Below are 17,935 nucleotides of genomic sequence, written 5' to 3' on the forward strand. Positions count from 1 at the left end.
AGGGTCAGACCGCGCGGGGGCTCGGCCACTCCGGGGCGAGCATCGAGAAGAGCACCGAGTCGCGCCAGCCCCCGCTGACGCGGACGTGGTCGCGCAACACGCCCTCGCGCGTGAACCCGAGGCGTTTCACGAGCGCGAGCCCCGCTCGGTTGTCGGGGCCCACAGCGGCGGTCACCCGGTGCAACCGCAGCGTCCCGAACGCGAAGTCCAGCAGGGTCCGGACGGCGTCCCCGGCGTATCCGCGGCCCTGATGGGCGTGGGCGATGGCGTAGACGAGACGGCCGGAGTGCTCGTTGGTGCGTTGCAGCCTGGTGAATCCGACGGCCTTGTCCACATCGGCGGCGCTCTCCGGCTGAAGCGGAGTGATCGCGAGGTAGTACTCGCTGCGCGGGCGCTGCTGGGCCCGCTCGACGATGGTGCGGAGCAGTTCCTGCGCCTGTTCCTCGTTGCGGGTGTTGAACGACAGGAAGTGGGTGACGCGGTCGTCCCCGACCACTCCGCGCACCCCGTCGAGGTCGGCGAGAGTGAACTCGCGCAGGCGGACCCTGTGGCCGCTCAGTGCGACCGGTCCTTCGTCGTGCCGAGTCGTCACGTCATCCAGGCTAGCCTCGAAAGCATGATCTCGGAACATCTCGTCGTGTCGACGACGACGGATTCGGAATCGGCCGCGCGTGACCTCGCCGCGGGGGCCGTCGAGGCGCGGCTGGGCGCGTGTGCCCAGATCGTCGGACCGATCACCAGCGTGTACCGCTGGGAAGGGCGGGTCAACACCGACGCGGAGTGGCGCATCGAGGTCAAGACGGCCGCCGACCGGGTCGACGAGCTGGTGGAACACCTGAAACGCCACCACAGCTACGACGTCCCGGAGGTCGTGGTGACCCCGATCGTCGGAGGCAGCGAGGACTACCTGTCGTGGGTGGTGGACGAGACCCGCAAGGCCTGAGAATGCGGCGCGGGCGTCACTCGCGCGGGGCGGCCCCGTCACGCCTAGTCTGGATTCGGGTCGAGTAGCGTCGAGCCAACCGAAACACGCAGGAGGGCGGCAACCGTGGGCAAGGGCGCACGCAGGAAGGGACCGGGCAAGGGACCGAAGACCGGGAAGCGGAAGGTCCGCGACGTCTTCGTGGCGCGGCCGTTCGAGGGGCTCGCGGCGGAGCCGGAGCTCATCGCGCTGCGCGAGTTCGTCCCCTCCGCCACGGCGCCGCTGCCCCTGAAGGACGCCGGCGACCGCACGGTCACCCTGGCGTCCGTCCTGCCGGTGGCGGCGGCGGCGATGGTGCGCGGCGAGACCGGCGAGATCCTGCTCGGCATGCAGGTGCAGACGCGGTCGTCCGACGTCAGCCGCGATCTTGGACGCGCGCTGCGCTGGGCGTTGGACGCCGAACCGGGCCAGGTGCTCTCGGTGCCGGACACCACGAGCGAACCCCAGCCGGGCGAACGCCTGCAGGACCTGCTCGACCCCGACGCCGAGCTGGAGGTCGAGCTGCACTCCGACTTCGGCTGGTGGCTGCAGGACGACGCGCAGGCCACCGGTGAGGTCGCGATGTCGCTGGAGCGCGCCAACGCGGCGATCATGCCCACCGAGCGGGTGCGCCAGGGCGCGTACTGGACGTTGACGGGGGAGAAGGCCCACCTGCGGTGGGTGTGGCCCGCCGACGAGAACAAGCTGCTCCAGGCCCTGGCCCGGCTGTCGGCCGCGGGCGAGTTGTCGCTCGGCGAGGGCTCGCGCTACGCGGGTTCCTTCCGCGCTCACGGTCTGCTCGTGCCGGTGTGGGACCTCGATGCCGAGGCACACGCCCGGGAGTGGAGCGAGCCGGCCGAGCAACTCGGGGCGCGGCTCGACGCGGCGCTCAAGTCGTTGGACGACGAGCCGTTGAACGCCGCCGAGCGCCGGGCTCGCGACGGGCTGATCGGCCGCCAGCTCACGCTGCGCTGAGCCCGTCCGATGCTGCTGCACTTCTGCCCCGCCGCCGACTGGGAGGCCGTGCCCGACGGCGGTGAGTACCGCACCGCATCGCTCGACGAGGCGGGGTTCGTGCACTGCTCCGAGTACGGCACGGTGCACCTGCCCGCCAACGCCCTGGCGGAAGGCCGGACCGACCTCGTGCTGCTCCGGATCGATCCCGGCCGGCTCGACGTTCCCGTGCGGTGGGAGCCCGGGGACCCGGCCGACCCGGCCGGTGTGTGGTTCCCCCACGTGTACGGCGCCATCCCGTCGACGGCCGTGATCTCGGCGGAGCCCTACCTGCCCGGCCCCGACGGGCGGTTCGCACCACCTCGTCCCACTTTCGGAGGGTGACGCCCACAGGTCCAGGCAACCTCTCGACTCCCTCACGCGTGACCACGTCAGCCTCGACTTCGGAAGGCGCAGACGAGTCCGCGTGAGGGAGGGATTACGGTGACTGCGTTCATATCCGCTGTGCCCACCACTCCCCACGACGGTCGGTTGACGGGCATCGCCGGCCATAGGAAGGACATGGCCGTGTCTGGCGACCTCACGGACTTCTCCGAGTTCGTCGAGGACAGCCTGCCCGGATTGTTGCGCTACGGGCACGCGCTGACGGGAAACCCGCACGACGCGGCCGACCTCGTGCAGTCGGTGCTGGAGAAGATCGGATCTCGCTGGAGTTCGGTCCTGCGCAAGGCGGGCGACCCGCTGGCCTACATCCGCAGGTCGATGACCAACGCCCACATCAGCCGGTGGCGGCGGTTGCGCCGGGAGAGCCTCGTGGCCGAGGTTCCCGACTCCGGGTCGATCGTGCACGCGGACCCGTTCGAGCACGAACCGCTCTGGTCGGCACTGCGCGAGCTGCCTCCGCGCCAGCGAGCCGTGATCGTGCTGCGCTACTACGAGAACCTCAGCGAGGCCGAGATCGCCGCGTCGCTGGGGATCAGTCAGGGCACCGTGAAGAGCCAGGCGAGCAAGGCCTTGAACTCGCTTCGGAGCAAGCTGCGCCACGCCGAGGGCAGCGAAGGGAGGGACGTGCTGTGAGCACTTCCGGTCCGAACGGCACGGGCGACGACCTCGACGCACGGTTGCAGGCACTGTTCGCCGACCCCCGACTCGACGTCGTCCCCACTCCCCGCGTGGGCGAGCGGATCGTGGCGGGTGCGCGGCGGCGGCGCAGCCGCAGGGTCGCGCTCACCGGGAGCGGCACGACGCTCGCCGTGGTGGCCGCCGCGGTGGCCATCGTGGCGTCGGGCTCGCACTCGGACGAGAAGTCGAACCAGATGACCGTCGCGGCCTCACTGCCCCAGGCGCCGCCCGTCGACGGCTCGACGCTCGGGACGCTGCAGGACAACGAACACGCCGATCCCTCGGCGCTCCCCGAATCGCACCAGACCGGTACGCCGTCGTCGCCGTCGGGCGGTGGCGCCAGTTCGGAGCCGGGGGGATCGCCCCAGCCGAGCACGCCCGTCGAGAGCGGCAGGATCCTGATCGCCGATGCGGTGCTCGCCACGGACGGGTACCGGGAACTGAAGCTCGGTATGTCCTACAGCGACGCCCTGGCGACGAACCTGCTCGTCGTTTCCGGCGAGAGCCCGCCGCAGGTGTGCGCCGACTACGCGCTCGCGGAGGGCGACTCCTCGGTGCGTGCGGTGACGATCTCGCGCGAGTACGGCGTCGTCGGCTTCACCGCCGGCAACGCGGTGACCCCCGAGGGCGCGGGCGTCGGAACACCGGTCGACGAGCTGGAGAACCTCTACCCGGAGGGTCGTGCGGTCGACGGCGCCTACGTCGTGGACACCGGAACCGGTGTGTACGAGTTCACCGCCGCGGACGGCGTGGTCGACGCACTGGAGTTGAGGGCCTCCAGCTCCGACTGCTGAGCCGGCTCACTGCTGCCGGGAAACCGGTGGCCGCCGCGCGCACCCGAGCGTTAGGCTTTCGTGCCGTGGGAACTTTGTGCAGCGCGCCGATGACGGCGCTGAACTTCTGGATTCGTGACCGCCGCGCCTGACGGCGCGTTCTTCGCTGGTCACCGCTTTTCCGCGCGCCGTCGCCCGGGCTGTCCACGCACCCCGGACGCGCGTCGTTTCCTCGTACCCGACCCACGCCGGGGTGCTCCCTGTCTCTTGCCTTGGAGCGCTCACATGTCACACCGTTCCCGCCACGGCGGACGTCACGAACTCGGACAGAACTTCCTCGTCCACCGACCGACCATCGACCGCATCGTCACGCTCGTCGCCTCGACGGCCGGACCGATCCTCGAGATCGGCGCCGGCGACGGTGCTCTCACCCGGCCCCTCACCGGGCTCGGACGCAGTGTCACCGCGATCGAGATCGACGAGCACCGCGTCCGCATGCTGCGCCGACGGGTTCCCCGCGCCACGGTGGTGCAGGGGGACGCGGTCACCGAGCTCACCGCACTCACGCGGTCGTTGGATCGCCCCGTCGTGGTCGGAAACCTGCCCTACCACCTCACCACCCCGATCCTGCGCCGCCTTCTCACCGAGCGGCGGTGGCAGCACGCCGTCCTGCTCACCCAGTGGGAGGTCGCGCGCAAGCGCGCCGGAGTCGGAGGAAGCACGATGCTCACCGCGCAGACCACGCCGTGGTTCGTCTTCGAGCTGCACGGCCGCGTGCCCGCCCACGGCTTCCGGCCGGTACCGAGCGTCGACGGTGGCCTGCTCTCGATCACCAGACGCGGCTCGCCCCTCGTCGATCCGGCGCACCGGCGTCGTTACGAGGCGTTCGTCCGGGCCCTGTTCACAGGGCGTGGGCGGGGGCTGGAGTCGATCGTGGCGACGTGGACGGGATGGAGCAGGTCCACGGCGCGGCGCGCGCTCGACCGGGCGCGGATCAGGTCGGGCAGCCTGCCTCGCGACCTCGACCCACACCAGTGGGCGCAACTGTGGGAGGTGGTCGGGACGAGGCCGGACAAGGTCGCCGAGCCGGGCCGCTCACGCATCCGCGTCGATGGCGGGACCACCGTCGAAAGGCGGCGACGCTGCCGACCGAATGATCAATAGAGATCCGACGGACACGTCTCGGCGATGCTCTTCGGGGCACCGCCGAGACGTTCCCGTGTCACAGTTTTCCGCCCGCGACGGGAGGCATGGTCGAATCGGCCTCCTCGCCGACGGGCTCGCGGAAGAGGAACTGCTCCACGTCGAAAACATTGCCCTTCGCCATGTCGATCACGTTGAGCAGTCGCTTCATCGAGGCGATCTCCTCGACCTGTTCCTTGAGGAACCACTGGACGAACTCCGAGCCCGTGAAGTCGTCCTCGTCGCGGGCCACCTTCGCGAGCTGCACGAAATCGGCCTGGACCTCCTGCTCCTGAGCGAGCGCGAGCGCGACCGGCTCCCGGATGTCGGCGAAGTCGTTGCGAACCTGCGGTACGTCGGGAATCTCGACGTGGTGATCGGTGTCGAGAAGGTACTGCACCAACGCCATCGCGTGGTTACGCTCCTCCAGCGCCTGCCGATAGAAGTGGCCGGCCAGCTGCGGCAGGTCCTTGCCGTCGTACCAGACCGCCACCGCCACGTACTGTTGCGAAGCGTGGAATTCGTTGCGAATCTGCGCTTGGAGCAGTTCGTAGAACTTCGACCGGGGATTCTTCTTCATGCTGCCCATGGATCAACCATACGCATGAAAGCCGTTCTCGATCCACTTGTCGTCGGTGATCTCAGTCCCAAGTGGGTACAATTTTATTAGCCTAGGTTTCGCTCAATAAATGAAGGCTTGGCTAAACATGAAAAGCCTTACCTAACCTGCCTCGCCTTCGGTGGAAACGGCGTCGCGCACGATGGGGCAGGACATGCACCGCGGACCACCGCGACCCGACCCCAGTTCGGAGCCCGCGATGCGCACGACCTCGATGCCCGCCGCCTCCAGGCGTTCGTTGGTTTCGAGGTTGCGTTCGTAGGCGATCACGACCCCCGGCGCGAGGGCCAGTGTGTTGTTGCCGTCGTCCCACTGTTCGCGCTCGGCCGTCACCGGGTCGAGCCCCGTGTCGATGACGCGCAGGCGGTCGATACCCATTGCGTCCGCCGCCGCCTCCAGGAACGGTGCGGGTCCGCCCACGCGCACGCCCTTCTCGTCGTCCGGCGTCAGCGTGTAGGCGATGAGGGAGTCCTGCGCCAGCGGGTACATCACCACCGCGTCCGGGGCGACCATCGTGCACACGGTGTCGAGGTGCATCGTGGCGCGGTCCTGGGCGATCGGCACGGCCAGCACGGTGTGCGCGAGGTCGTCGGCGAACACCGACCTCGCCAACGACTCCGCGCCGGCGGGGGTGGTGCGCTCGCCCACTCCGACGGCCAGCACGCCCGGGGCCAGCTGCAACACGTCGCCGCCCTCGATGGGGGCCGAGTGTGCCCCGTACGCGCGGACGGCGCCACGGAAGCGCGGGTGGTAGGCGTAGACGAGGTCGACCAGGGCGGTCTCGCGCTTGCGGGCGGGCATCGCGAGTGACGAGATCGCGACCCGGTCGCCGATCCACACCGACGAGTCGCGCGTGAAGAGCAGGTTCGGCAGCGGGTCCACCGCGAAGTCGTGCGGGTGGTGCATCTTCCGCACGAGCGAGCCGCCCTCCGAGGCGGGGAGTTCCTCGAACGTCATGCCCGACATGAGGACTTCCGTGAGCGTCTCGGGAGAGGCGGTCGACAGGTGTGAGCGCAGCACGTCGGCGAGCTCGGCGCCCAGCCTTCGGGAATCGACGGCCGCGTGGACCCCGGCCGCGTGCGCCCTCGGATCCTCCAGCGCGGAACGCAGGACCTCGACGAGGAGCAGGACCTCGACACCGCGGTCGCGCAGCACGCCGGTGAAGGCGTCGTGCTCCTCCTGGGCCCGGTCGACCCACGGGATGGAGTCGAACAGCAACTGGTCGTTGTTGCGGGGTGTGAGCCGCCGCAGCTCGTTGCCGGGACGGTGCACCAAGACCGTCCGCAGCGGTCCGACCTCGTTGTCGACGCGCGCGACGGAGCGTCCGGAAAGGCTGCTGGGGCTGGGAATCGTCGATTCGGTCACAGGCGCGAGACTAATGACCTCGGGCCCTCTGCGCGGGACACGAAACGACGCGGCGCGGCGTGGTAGCGCCTTCGCGCCGGGACCCCGTTCCTCCGCAATGAAGTGGGTGTCCCGGGTGCGGTTCGTTGCGTCACCCGGCAGCCGGCCTCCTCAGCGGGCGCTGTGTGTCGGCCTCGGCGATCCCGCGGTGACGGTGGAGACCGGCAGGCGGGGCTGCCGGTGCTCGACGTTCGGTATCGTCGTGAAGATCCAGTTCTGGACGCCGCCCCCCATGATGTCGGCGTACCGCTCGGCCGCGTCGCGGTTGGCGAAGCGAATCTGCTGGTCGTTCACTCGGTGAGTGATCTTGCAAGCCATGGTCCCCTCCTGACCGTGCTGTGCCGTGTCGTGCCCGTGTCGTCCCCGACGGCATCCATTAGAACATGTGTTCGAACGTCGGGCAACGTCAGGGCAGCCAGTCCACGTGGTCGCGCAGGGCGGCGTACCCGACGAAGGCGACCACGTCGAGCAGCAGGTGAGCCACGATCAGTGGCCACAGCCGGTTGGTGCGCTGCCAGACGCGGCCGAAGACGAGCCCCATCACGACGTTGCCGACGAACCCGCCGAGGCCCTGGTACAGGTGGTACGAGCCCCGCAGCAGCGCCGACACCACGAGCGCGGTGTTCTCCGAGAGGTCCAGCTGCCGCAGCCGCGTGAGCAGGTAGCCGACGACGAGCACCTCCTCGGCGAACGAGTTGCCGAACGCCGAGAGCGTCAGCACGACGGGTCTCCACCAGGCCTCGTCCAGCGTGGAGGGCTGCACGGCGAGGTTGAACCCGAGCTTCCAGGCGACGAAGTAGAACGCCAGCCCGGGTAGGCCGATCGCGGCGGCCAGTGCCACGGCCCAGGCCGTGTCCCTGCCCGGCCTCGTGCGGTCGAGACCGATGCGGGACAGGTGGATACCGGCCCGCCACAACAGGTAGAGGCCGAGCGCTCCCCAGCCGACGAGTTGCACGACGCCGAGCAGCTGCTTCAGTAGGTCGATCAGCCCGAGTGCCGCCCGTGAGGCGTTGATGGCGACCTGCTGCTGCGCCAACGGTTCCGGGCGGAGCAGCGCGTCCAGCAGCGACAACCCGCTGCGCACACCCGACAGTCCGAGGGTGATCGAGAAGACGAGCACGAGCTCCACGACGAGCGCACGCCGCTCGCGCGGGTCGGTGACGCGGTGCGGGAACTCCGGAGGGCGTGGACTGATCCAGTCGCGTGCTCGAGTGGCCACTGTGGCACGTTACATGAAGTTGAATCTGCGCAGGTCAGAGGCTGCTTACCAAGATTGTTACCGGTCTTGTAGACCCGAATGGGTGTAGTTCGGCTTCTTGGGCCACTAGGGTCCTACGGTCCGAATTTTCCGAAGAAGGAGGCAAGCCTCGTGACGGCGACGTCCGATACTGAGGCCCAAGCGCTCTCCGGTCAGCGGCGACCGTGGTACGCGTCAGTGGCACCGCGGGTCTTCTGGCCGTCGGCGGTCATCATCTTGGCTTTCGTGATCGCCAGCGTCGTCGCGCCCGACGCGATGAACGAGGCGCTCGCCACGATCCAGGAAAAGGTCATCGGAACGTTCAGCTGGTACTACATGCTGCTCGTTTCGCTGTTCGTCATCTTCTCCCTGTGGATCGGGCTCAGTCACTACGGTGACATCAAACTCGGTCCCGATGAGGACGAGCCCGAGTTCGGCCTGAAGTCGTGGTTCGCGATGCTGTTCGCGGCCGGCATGGGTATCGGCCTGGTGTTCTGGGGCGTGGCCGAACCGCTCAACCACTACGCGGGCATCCCCAACCGGGCCACCGGGATCACGCAGGACGAGGAGGGCGCGCAAGGCGCGCTCGTCCAGACGTTCCTGCACTGGGGGCTGCACCCGTGGGCGATCTACGTGGTGGTGGGCGTCGCGATCGCGTACGTCATCCACCGCAAGAAGCGTCCGGTGTCGATCCGTTACGCGCTGGAGCCGCTGATCGGCAAGCGCGTCCACGGCTGGCTCGGTGACGTCATCGACATCGCCGCCGTCGTCGGCACGCTGTTCGGCATCGCGACCTCGCTGGGCTTCGGCGTCATCCAGATCGGTGCCGGACTCGACTTCCTCGACGTGGTCTCCGAGCCGAGCGACCTCATGTACGTGGTGCTCATCGGTGTGATCACGGGCCTTGCGCTCTTCTCCGTGGTCACCGGTGTCAAGCGCGGCATCAAGTGGCTGTCCAACATCAACATGGTGCTGGCCGCCCTCCTGATGCTCGCCGTCCTGGCGCTCGGACCGACGCTGTTCATCTTCAAGGATCTGGTGCAGTCGATCGGTGACTACTTCCAGAACCTGCTGCGGATGAGCTTCAACACCACCGCCTACGAAGGCGCCGACGGCAACTCGTGGCAGGGCTGGTGGACCACGTTCTACTGGGGTTGGTGGATCTCGTGGGCACCCTTCGTCGGGGTGTTCATCGCGCGCATCTCCCGCGGTCGGACCGTCCGTGAGTTCGTGGCGGGCGTCCTGCTCGTGCCGACGGCCGTGACGACCCTGTGGTTCACCGTGTTCGGCGGCACCGCGCTGTACCGCGAGCTGTTCGGTGAGGGTGGCCTGGTGGGCACCGACGAGACCGGCGCCGCGACGGTGGACACCGAGGCGTCGCTGTTCGGCATGCTCGACGGCCTGCCCGGCGGGGCGCTGCTCTCGGTGGGCGCACTGATCCTCATCGTGCTGTTCTTCGTGACGTCGTCCGACTCCGGCTCGCTCGTCGTCGACATGCTCGCCTCGGGTGGCAACCCGGAACCGCCCAAGTGGAGCCGGGTGTTCTGGTGCCTGCTCGGCGGTGCGGTGGCCATCGCGCTGCTGCTCGCGGGTGGGCTCGACCCGATCAAGACCGTGGCGATCCTGATCGCACTGCCGTTCAGCGTCGTGATGATCGGCATGTGTGTGGCGACCTGGAAGGCCTTCCGGGTCGAGCGGCAGTCGATGCTGCGGGTCCAGCGGCAGCTCCAGCGCGAGCGGCTGACGGAGCACGTGACGAACAGTCTCATCGACGAGGGGCTCGTGGATCCGGCCGACAAGTCCGGCCCGGACACGGAGAAGGTGGTCACGAAGTCCTGACCCTACGACGAAGGCGGGCGCTCTCCGGTGTCACCGGGGCGCCCGCCTTCGTCGTTTCAGCAGGTCAGTAACTCAGTAACTCAGTGGCTCAGTAGCGCTCGTCGGCGTTCGCGTCGCTCTGTGGCCGGAAGGGGCACCCGGCGAGCTTGCGCAGTTCGACGGCGAGTTGCGGCGGGTTGTCGACGCTGCGGGAGAACGACAGCCGGACGTCGTGGTCGTCGCCGGAGGTCTCCACGCGCAACCGCAGGCCCCACCGGTCGAGTCCGAGCGGGCGCACCCGGCCGTCCCGCAGCTCGGGCGGCAGCAGGCGGCTCAGGCGCAGCACGACGTCGGCGTGGTGGTGCTCCAGGTGGCGCAGCCACCGTCCCTCGTAGTCGTACAGGGGGTCGGGGGCGGCGGCGCCGAAGGTGATGGGCGACAGCGAGTGTGTGCCCTCGCTGTCGGCGACGACCACGGAGGCGGGCGTGAGGCGCAGCAGCGTGAGGCCGTGCCCGACGTCGAGCAGCCGGGGATCGGGTTCGGCGGTGTGCTCGGCGATGCTCACGGCCTTGGCCCTCGCCGTCTGCGGGTCGAGCCCGCGGAGCCAGCCGGTGAGCCACAGCAGTCCTCGGACGGGCTGCCGCAGCGGTACGGGCGCCTCGTCGGTGATCTCCATCGTGACGGCGAGTTCCGCGCTCGCCTCTCCGTGCAGGCCGGCGGCGAGCGGGTGGTCCGTGGGAAGCACGACGCTGACGTCGTCGCCCGCGTGCAGGTGCCACAACTCGGGCGTGGTGCGCTCGCTCGTCACGTCGTGACCGAGGGCGGGCAGCAGGTGGGCGGGGCCGCCGCGCGCCGCGACGGATCTCGCCCGTTCGGCCGGGGTCGGGGTCGGGGGCCGGCGGGGGACGGGTTCGCTCACGACTCACCTCCTAATTAGGTAAGGCTAACCTATCGATCTTGTGGGTGGAACGTGTCGTTCCACACCTCACGCCAGAACGTTCGTGTAACGAACACTTTTGTCCGTATTTCGTTCGCTACTAGCGTGGGGGACGTGACAAGCGCTGTGGAACTCCCGCCCCCAGGTCCTCGTGGAATCCCACCCCTGCTCGCCCGGCTTGTCGACGATTCGGCGCTCTTCCCGCCGAGCGAGACGACGATGGCCGACGCTCTGGCCGGGTACCTGGACAACCGCGCCGGCGAGTACGCCGGAGTGCAGGGAGTCTTCCTGTGCCCCGCGTCCCGTCTGCCCGAGATGATCACCGAGCTCGTCAAGATCCGGCCGAAGGAGCCGCTGCCGCTCTCGCTGATCATCGACACCGGGCTCGGCGGCGTGCCCAAGGCCATCTCCATCGTCGAGTCGCGCGACGAGCTCCTGTCGCTGCGGATGGTGGAGATGCCCGCCCCGTCGGACGTCGACGAGGTGTGGCTGGAGCGGGTGTCGGAGTTCGTGCCCGAGGACGTCGTCCGCGTCGTCGAACCCCGCCGAGGGGTCGGCTGGCTCGACGGGGTCCGCAACGTGATCGAGCACGGAAGCTGGCCGAAGATCCGCTGCGGGGGCCTGTCCATCGAGAACTTCCCCAGCGTCGACGAGGTCGCCGATTTCCTCGCGGTGGTCAGCGGCACGCCGGGTGCGGCGTTCAAGGCCACGAACAGCCTCCACCGCGCGGTGCGGCACGCCGACGAGGAGACGGGCTTCGAGCACCACGGCTTCCTCAACCTCCTGGTCGCCTCGGGTCGCAGCCTGTCGGGCGGCGACGTACGGGAGGCGCTCGCCAACACCGACGGAGCGGCGCTGGCCGACGAGGCCTCGGGGTTGAGCGACGAGGCCGCCAAGGCCGTGCGCTCGCTGTTCGCGTGCTACGCCTCGGCCACCTTCGACGAGTCGGTCACCGACCTCAAGAGCCTGGGTCTGCTGTGACGCGCGAGAGCTCGCTGACGCTGGATCGCGGGCTCGCGCTGTTACAGGCCGTCGCGGATGCCGACGGGGCGTCGGCCACGGTCACCGACCTCGCCGAGGCCGTCGGCGCGAGCAGGGCCGCCGTGTACCGCCTGCTGGTGCCGCTGACGGAACGCGGCCTCGTGTGGCGGGACGGGAGCCGGGTCCGGCTGGGTGCGGGCGTGCTGCGCCTGGGCGAGCAGATGCTGCCCCAGCTCCGGACGTCGGCGCGCCCGGTGCTGCGAGGCCTGGCCGAGGCCGTCGGAGCGACGGCGCACCTGTCGGTGGCCGAGGGGGACCAGGTCTACGTCGTCGCGGTTGCCGAACCGACGTCGACGACGTTCCACGTGGCGTATCGCCTCGGCAGCAGGCATCCCGTGTCGCGGGGCGCGGTGGGCAAGGCGTTGAGCCTGCGGCCGAGAGGCAGGGGCTGGGCGGCCGCGGCTGGTGACCCGCAGCCGGGTGTGCACGGTGTGGCGGCGCCGGTGCGCGGCATCGTCGGGGTCCGGGCGGCGCTGGGCGTGGTGTCACTGGTGGCACTGGACAACGCGAGTGTGGGAACGCGGTTGGTGGAGGCGGCCACCACCCTGGCGGAGGCGTTTCGCGAGTGACCCGGCGGGTCAGCCGAGGATCGCGGTGCCGAACGCGATGAGGGAGAACCCGGCGAAGACGACGCCGGCGATCCGCTGAAGCAGGCGGGGGCGCAGCTTGGTGCGCAGTTTGCGGCCGAGCAGCACGGCGAGCCCCGCGACGGTGACCAGCGCCGCGAGTGAGGCCAGTCCCACGGCGAGCGGCTGCGCGGAACGGGCCACGAGGCCCGCGGTGGCGAGCTGGGAGGCGTCTCCCCACTCCGCCGCGAAGAGCACCCCGAACGACGTCAGCGCCGCGCGCCGGAAGCTCACCGGTGCGGCACCGCCGCGGGAGGCGTCGTGGGAGCCGTCGTCACCGGTGCGGAAGCCCTCGCGCAGCAGCATGGCCGAGCCGACGCCGAACATGACGCCGACGATCACCGACACGAGCCGGTCGGGCAGGAATGTGAGCACGCTGCCGAATCCGACCGCGATGAGCGTCTGGACCGCGAAGGCGGCGGAGACTCCGGCCAGCACGGCCTTCCAGGGGAAACGGGTGGTGAGGACCAGGCTCGCGACGAAGGTCTTGTCGGGAAGCTCCACGGCCAGGACCAGTGCGAAAGTCGTCACGAACGCGATGAGCGCGGCAGACACGGAAGTTCCTCACCCCTTTTCTTCTTGCACGATAAAGGGGATCGCGGGAAATTCCTAGTCGATCGACGACGCGAATTGCTTTTTGAGGTCGGGGAAGAAATGCGGGACGCTAGTGCTCAATAATTGTTTCGGCGCGCCGAACTTCACTTTGCGTAATGGCGTCACAAGGGCGGCGGGACCTTGGTCCTGACCATCCCGGGACCACGGGACCTGACACGAAGACGCTGCTCACAGGCAGAGTGGATCTCGTGGAAGTCCTCGACCTAGCTCGTTGGCAGTTCGGCATCACGACCGTTTACCACTTCCTTATGGTGCCGCTCACCATCGGTCTGTCGGTGCTCGTGGCCGGTATGCAGACGGCCTGGGTCCGGACCGGTGACGCACGTTACTACCGCATGACGAGGTTCTGGGGGAAGTTGCTCCTCGTCAACTTCGCCATGGGTGTGGTGACGGGCATCGTCCAGGAATTCCAGTTCGGCATGAACTGGAGTGCGTATTCGCGCTTCGTCGGTGACGTGTTCGGGGCGCCGCTGGCGATGGAGGGGCTCGTCGCGTTCTTCGTCGAGTCGACGTTCCTGGGCCTGTGGATCTTCGGGTGGGACCGGTTGCCCAAGCGGGTGCACCTGGCGTGTGCCTGGGCGTTCTCGCTGGCCACCGTCGCGTCGGCCTACTTCATCCTGGCCGCCAACTCGTGGATGCAGCACCCCGTCGGGGCGGAGTTCGTGGACGGCAAGCCCACGATGAACTCGATCTGGGCCGTGCTGACCAACTCCACGGCGCTCGCCGCCATCCCGCACACGATCGCAGGCTCGTTCGCCGTCGCCGCCGCGTTCCTCGTGGGGATCGCGAGCTGGCACCTGTGGCGCAAGCGGCACTCGGACGACGAGGACCGGCCCCTGTGGCGCACGTCGGTGAAGCTCGGCGCGTGGGCGGGTGCGGTGTCGTTCGCGGTGCTCGCCGTCACCGGGGACATCCAGGGCAAGCTGATGTTCGAGCAGCAGCCGATGAAGATGGCCGCCGCCGAGGCGCTGTGCCACACCGAGCAGCCGGCGAGTTTCTCGATCATCGCGGTGGGCGACGTGGCCGACGCCGACTGCGAGAGCGTGAAGACGTTCAACGTCCCCGCCCTGCTGTCGTTCCTCGCGCACAGCGACTTCAGTACCGAGGTCAAGGGCATCGACCAGCTGGTCGACGAGTACCAGGAGCGCTACGGCACCCATTACCCGGACGACCCGGCGCTCGGCGAGCTCGCGGGGCAGCCCGTCGACTACGTCCCGAGCCTGCCGGTGACGTACTGGGGCTTCCGGATCATGATCGGCTTCGGTGCGTTGGGCGCGGCGATCGGCATGGCCGCGTTGTGGCTGACCAGGGGCGGGCGGATTCCGGAGAGCCGGTGGTTCCCGCGCATGACGCTGGCGGGGATCGCGCTGCCCTTCATCGCCAACAGTGCGGGCTGGATCTTCACGGAGATGGGCCGGCAGCCGTTCGTGGTGGTGCCCAACCCCACGGGCGTGGACGGGCTGTGGATGTACACGGCCACGGCGGTCTCGGACCTGACCACCGGCGAGGTGTGGACGTCGCTGATCGCGCTCACGTCGATCTACGCGGTGCTCGCCGCCGTGGAGGTGTTCCTCATCGTGCGGTACGTGCGGGGTGGCGTGAGCGCGGCGTTGCCGCCCGGTGACGACGGTTCGGGCGAGGACCGCGACCCCGACGACAAGCGAGGCTCCGGCGATGCGCTGGCGTTCGCGTACTGAGAGGGGGAGCCCAGTCGTGGTTCAAGATCAAGTTGTCCACGGCCGCCCACCTGCGGTTTGTGGACAACTTCGGGAGTTGTCCACAGCCTGTGGATCTTTTGTTTCACGTGAAATGTCGATCTTCGAGGGAGAGGTGCGCTGATGGATCTACCCACACTGTGGTTCTGCATCATCGCGCTGTTCTGGCTCGGCTACCTCTTCCTCGAAGGCTTCGACTTCGGTGTCGGGATGCTGCTGCCGGTGCTGGGGCGCGACGACACCGAGCGCCGCGTCATGATCAACACCATCGGGCCGGTCTGGGACGGCAACGAGGTGTGGCTGATCGTCGCCGTGGGAGCCACCTTCGCGGCGTTCCCGGCCTGGTACGCCGGGCTGTTCTCGGCCGCCTACCTGCCCGTCCTGGTCCTGCTCCTCGCCCTCATCGGGCGGGGCGTGGCGTTCGAGTACCGCGGCAAGGTGGACTCGCCCCGCTGGCGGGCCAACTGGGACCGCGTCATCGTGCTCGGCTCGTGGATCCCCCCGCTCGCCGTGGGCCTCGTCCTGGCGACGACGGTGTTCGGGTTGCCGCTCGACGCCGACGGTGACCGGATCGGGTCGGTGCTGGAGGCCGTGCGCTGGGAGACCGTGCTCGGCGGAGTGGCGTTCGCGGCGTTCTCGCTGGTCCACGGCGCCGCGTTCCTCGCGCTCAAGACCGAGGGCGAACTGCGGCACCGTGCCCGGGCGTTCGCCGCGCGTTTCGTGCCGCTGGCGCTGCTGCCGTTGTTCGCGCTCCTGCTCCTCGTGCAGTGGGACGAGGGCATCACGTGGACGCTGCTGCCGGTCCTGGCCGTGCCCGTCGCCGGTCTCGTGGCGCTGTGGCGGCTGCTGCTCGGCCGGGAGGGCCAGGCGTTCGCCGCGCTGGGCGTCGTGATCGCCGCGGCGGCGGTGGCCCTGTTCGGGGCGCTCTACCCGGACGTGCTGCCGTCCACGCTCGACCCCGCGAACTCCCTCACCGTCGACAGCGCATCGTCCAGTCCCTACACGCTGACGGTGATGAGCTGGGTCGGGCTCTTCGGTGCACCGGCGGTGCTGGTCTACCAGGGCTGGACGTACTGGGTGTTCCGCAAGCGCATCGGCACCCACCACATCCCGAAGGCCCCGGCACACCGATGAACGCGCCCATCCACGCTCCCCTTTCCGCCGCGGTGCCCGACTCCGACCAGGGCACCACGTGGGTGGGTCGGGGCCCGCTCGGCGCGCTGCCCGCGCTCTCCGCGGCAGCGCGCCGGGCGCTGGCCCTCTCGGCCGTGCTGGCGCTTCTCAACGCGGGCGCGCTCGTGGCGCAGGCGTTCCTGCTCGCCGCGGTGCTCGCCAACCTCGTCGCGGGCGACGTCACCGGACACACTCCGGCGCTCGCCGCGCTCGCCGGGTCCGTGGCGGCGCGGGGAATCCTCGGTTGGGCCCTGCGGGTGGTGGCCGCGCGCGCCGCCGCGGGCGCCAAGGAGGAGTTGCGGGCCAAGGTCGTCGACCATGCGGTGCGGCTCGGCCCGGAGTGGATCGACGACCGGGGAGCGGGCGAGCTCACCACGCTCACCACGAAGGGCCTCGACGCTCTCGACGCGTACTTCACCGAGTACCTGCCCGCGCTGGTCACGGCCGCCGTGGTGCCGTTCGCGGCCGGGCTCGCGGTGCTGGTGGCCGACTGGCCGTCCGCCGTGATCATCGCGGTGACCCTGCCCCTCATGCCGCTGTTCGCGATCCTCATCGGCAAGCAGACGGCCGACCGGGTCGAGCAGGCGACCGACGCGGTGCACCGCCTGTCGGGGCACCTGCTCGAACTCGTGCGCGCGCTGCCCGTGCTCACCGCGTTCCGTCGCGCGGAGGCGCAGGCGCAGGCGGTGCGCCGGGTGAGCGAGCACCACCGCACGACGACGCTGTCGACGCTGCGGCTGGCCTTCGCGTCGGCGTTCGCGCTCGAACTCGCCGCCACACTGTCGGTCGCCCTGGTGGCCGTGGTGATCGGTGTGCGACTGGTGTCGGGCGACCTCTCGCTGGCGGTGGGGCTCGGTGTGCTGATCCTCGCGCCCGAGTGCTATCAGCCGTTGCGCCAGGTGGGGGCTGCGTTCCACGCCAGCCAGGACGGCGTCGAGGCGGTGCGCCGGGTCGAACGCGTCCTGGTCGTCGCGCCGCCCGAGGAGGGGACCCGCGCACCGCGTCGGGGGCCGGTGCGGGTTCGCGACCTGCGCGTGCGGCGCCGGGACGGCTTCGCGCCCGACGGCGAGACGTTCGTGCTCCGGCCCGGCCAGCGGGTACGCCTCAGCGGGCGCAGCGGAACGGGGAAGAGCACCACGTTGTCGGTGCTGCTCGGCTTCGTCACGCCCTCGTCGGGAACGGTGACGGTGGACGGTGTGCCGCTGGCCGAGCTCGACCTGCAGCGGTGGCGGGAGGCCGTCGCGTGGGTGCCGCAGTCGCCGGCGTTCGCGGGCGGCACGGTGCGTGACGAGCTCGGGTGGACGGGCGCCGGGCACGCCGAGATCGACGCGATGCTCACGAGGCTGGACCTCGGCGGGCTGGCCGAGCGGCCCGTCCACCGGCTGTCGGTGGGCCAACGCCAGCGGGTGGCCGTGGCCCGCGCGTTGCTGCGGCTTCGGCACGGTGCGTGGCTGTTGCTGCTCGACGAGCCGACCGCGCACCTCGATCCGGCCAACGCCGAGCGGGTGTGGGAGGCCGTGCGCGAGGCGCAGGACGCGGGCGCCGCTGTCGTGCTCGCCGCGCACCCGCGTAGTGAGGCACCGGCGTCGGCCGACGGCGTGGCCTCGGACGTCGAGGCGGGTCCGCGAGCCGACGTGGCGACACCCGCGCAGGGTCGGCCCGTGCCCCTGCGGGAGCTGGGGGAGCGACGGCTCGTGCGCGGCGTCCTGCTCGGCGCGGCGGCGTTGCTGGCGGGGGGGGCGCTCACGGCGACGTCGG

Annotated in this window: 19 protein-coding genes; 12 read left to right on the forward strand and 7 right to left on the reverse strand. The window is 69.8% G+C overall.

Features of this window, described 5'->3' with window-relative positions:
* Positions 1-4 precede the first annotated feature (4 nt).
* Positions 5-592, reverse strand: a complete 588-nt coding sequence (locus tag SACAZDRAFT_RS13910; protein WP_005442725.1) for a GNAT family N-acetyltransferase — start codon at positions 590-592, stop codon at positions 5-7.
* A gap of 24 nt (positions 593-616) precedes the next feature.
* On the opposite strand from SACAZDRAFT_RS13910, the gene cutA reads away from it, so the two are divergent.
* The 6 genes from cutA to erm all read left to right on the forward strand — a co-directional run bounded on the left by cutA (position 617) and on the right by erm (position 4,974).
* Positions 617-943 (forward strand): divalent-cation tolerance protein CutA, encoded by a 327-nt coding sequence (gene cutA / locus SACAZDRAFT_RS13915; protein ID WP_005442727.1) that lies wholly within the window; start codon positions 617-619, stop codon positions 941-943.
* Positions 944-1,048: 105 nt separating this feature from the next.
* Entirely contained in the window at positions 1,049-1,936 is an 888-nt protein-coding gene (locus tag SACAZDRAFT_RS13920; protein ID WP_005442729.1) for a DUF5926 family protein, read from the forward strand.
* Between the two features lie 9 nt (positions 1,937-1,945).
* Positions 1,946-2,299 carry a DUF952 domain-containing protein gene (locus tag SACAZDRAFT_RS13925; protein WP_005442730.1) on the forward strand — a complete coding sequence of 118 codons (354 nt, stop codon included), beginning with the start codon at positions 1,946-1,948 and terminating at the stop codon, positions 2,297-2,299.
* Positions 2,300-2,398: 99 nt separating this feature from the next.
* Complete coding sequence (locus tag SACAZDRAFT_RS13930) at positions 2,399-2,992, forward strand: SigE family RNA polymerase sigma factor (protein ID WP_005442731.1); 594 nt, start codon at positions 2,399-2,401, stop codon at positions 2,990-2,992.
* Positions 2,989-3,831, forward strand: coding sequence for a hypothetical protein (locus SACAZDRAFT_RS13935; RefSeq protein ID WP_005442734.1), 843 nt, complete (start codon positions 2,989-2,991; stop codon positions 3,829-3,831). Before SACAZDRAFT_RS13930 ends, SACAZDRAFT_RS13935 begins: the two co-directional genes overlap by 4 nt.
* A gap of 264 nt (positions 3,832-4,095) precedes the next feature.
* Positions 4,096-4,974: a 23S ribosomal RNA methyltransferase Erm gene (erm, locus tag SACAZDRAFT_RS13940; protein WP_005442736.1), complete on the forward strand. Its 879-nt coding sequence runs from the start codon at positions 4,096-4,098 to the stop codon at positions 4,972-4,974.
* A 58-nt stretch (positions 4,975-5,032) separates the two neighbouring features.
* On the opposite strand, the gene SACAZDRAFT_RS13945 is transcribed toward erm, so the two are convergent.
* From SACAZDRAFT_RS13945 to SACAZDRAFT_RS13960, 4 genes are all read right to left on the reverse strand, one after another.
* Complete coding sequence (locus tag SACAZDRAFT_RS13945; RefSeq protein ID WP_005442738.1) at positions 5,033-5,581, reverse strand: ferritin; 549 nt, start codon at positions 5,579-5,581, stop codon at positions 5,033-5,035.
* 132 nt (positions 5,582-5,713) lie between these two features.
* Positions 5,714-6,976 carry an arginine deiminase gene (locus SACAZDRAFT_RS13950; protein ID WP_005442739.1) on the reverse strand — a complete coding sequence of 421 codons (1,263 nt, stop codon included), beginning with the start codon at positions 6,974-6,976 and terminating at the stop codon, positions 5,714-5,716.
* Between the two features lie 150 nt (positions 6,977-7,126).
* The gene (locus SACAZDRAFT_RS13955) at positions 7,127-7,333 is read right to left on the reverse strand and encodes a hypothetical protein (protein WP_005442740.1); all 207 of its coding nucleotides are present in this window, start codon (positions 7,331-7,333) and stop codon (positions 7,127-7,129) included.
* Between the two features lie 88 nt (positions 7,334-7,421).
* Positions 7,422-8,234, reverse strand: a complete 813-nt coding sequence (locus tag SACAZDRAFT_RS13960; protein WP_040927769.1) for a CPBP family intramembrane glutamic endopeptidase — start codon at positions 8,232-8,234, stop codon at positions 7,422-7,424.
* Positions 8,235-8,384: 150 nt separating this feature from the next.
* Here SACAZDRAFT_RS13960 and SACAZDRAFT_RS13965 point away from each other — a divergent pair, with 150 nt between their 5' ends.
* Positions 8,385-10,091 carry a BCCT family transporter gene (locus tag SACAZDRAFT_RS13965; protein WP_005442742.1) on the forward strand — a complete coding sequence of 569 codons (1,707 nt, stop codon included), beginning with the start codon at positions 8,385-8,387 and terminating at the stop codon, positions 10,089-10,091.
* An 88-nt stretch (positions 10,092-10,179) separates the two neighbouring features.
* Here SACAZDRAFT_RS13965 and SACAZDRAFT_RS13970 read toward each other — a convergent pair whose 3' ends face one another.
* Entirely contained in the window at positions 10,180-10,989 is an 810-nt protein-coding gene (locus SACAZDRAFT_RS13970) for a DUF2470 domain-containing protein (protein WP_005442745.1), read from the reverse strand.
* Between the two features lie 144 nt (positions 10,990-11,133).
* Between SACAZDRAFT_RS13970 and SACAZDRAFT_RS13975 the strand changes: the two genes are divergently transcribed.
* Together SACAZDRAFT_RS13975 and SACAZDRAFT_RS13980 are read left to right on the forward strand one after the other, a co-directional pair.
* Positions 11,134-11,988 (forward strand): hypothetical protein, encoded by an 855-nt coding sequence (locus SACAZDRAFT_RS13975; protein WP_037294665.1) that lies wholly within the window; start codon positions 11,134-11,136, stop codon positions 11,986-11,988.
* A complete protein-coding gene (locus tag SACAZDRAFT_RS13980) occupies positions 11,985-12,617 on the forward strand; it encodes an IclR family transcriptional regulator (protein WP_005442750.1) in 633 nt (210 codons plus the stop codon). Before SACAZDRAFT_RS13975 ends, SACAZDRAFT_RS13980 begins: the two co-directional genes overlap by 4 nt.
* Before the next feature lie 9 nt (positions 12,618-12,626).
* Here the strand turns inward: SACAZDRAFT_RS13980 and SACAZDRAFT_RS13985 are convergent, their stop codons facing one another.
* Positions 12,627-13,229 carry a TMEM165/GDT1 family protein gene (locus SACAZDRAFT_RS13985; protein ID WP_005442753.1) on the reverse strand — a complete coding sequence of 201 codons (603 nt, stop codon included), beginning with the start codon at positions 13,227-13,229 and terminating at the stop codon, positions 12,627-12,629.
* A gap of 248 nt (positions 13,230-13,477) precedes the next feature.
* Between SACAZDRAFT_RS13985 and SACAZDRAFT_RS13990 the strand changes: the two genes are divergently transcribed.
* The 3 genes from SACAZDRAFT_RS13990 to cydD form a co-directional block, all read left to right on the forward strand.
* Entirely contained in the window at positions 13,478-14,986 is a 1,509-nt protein-coding gene (locus SACAZDRAFT_RS13990; RefSeq protein ID WP_005442756.1) for a cytochrome ubiquinol oxidase subunit I, read from the forward strand.
* 141 nt (positions 14,987-15,127) lie between these two features.
* On the forward strand, positions 15,128-16,138 hold the full coding sequence (cydB, locus tag SACAZDRAFT_RS13995) for a cytochrome d ubiquinol oxidase subunit II (RefSeq protein ID WP_005442757.1): 1,011 nt from the start codon (positions 15,128-15,130) through the stop codon (positions 16,136-16,138).
* The coding region (gene cydD / locus SACAZDRAFT_RS14000) for a thiol reductant ABC exporter subunit CydD (RefSeq protein ID WP_005442759.1) at positions 16,135-17,935 on the forward strand (1,801 nt) is incomplete at its 3' end. The genes cydB and cydD, both read left to right, overlap by 4 nt.

Origin of the sequence: Saccharomonospora azurea NA-128, from assembly GCF_000231055.2 — a bacterium.
GTDB classification, from domain to species: domain Bacteria; phylum Actinomycetota; class Actinomycetes; order Mycobacteriales; family Pseudonocardiaceae; genus Saccharomonospora; species Saccharomonospora azurea.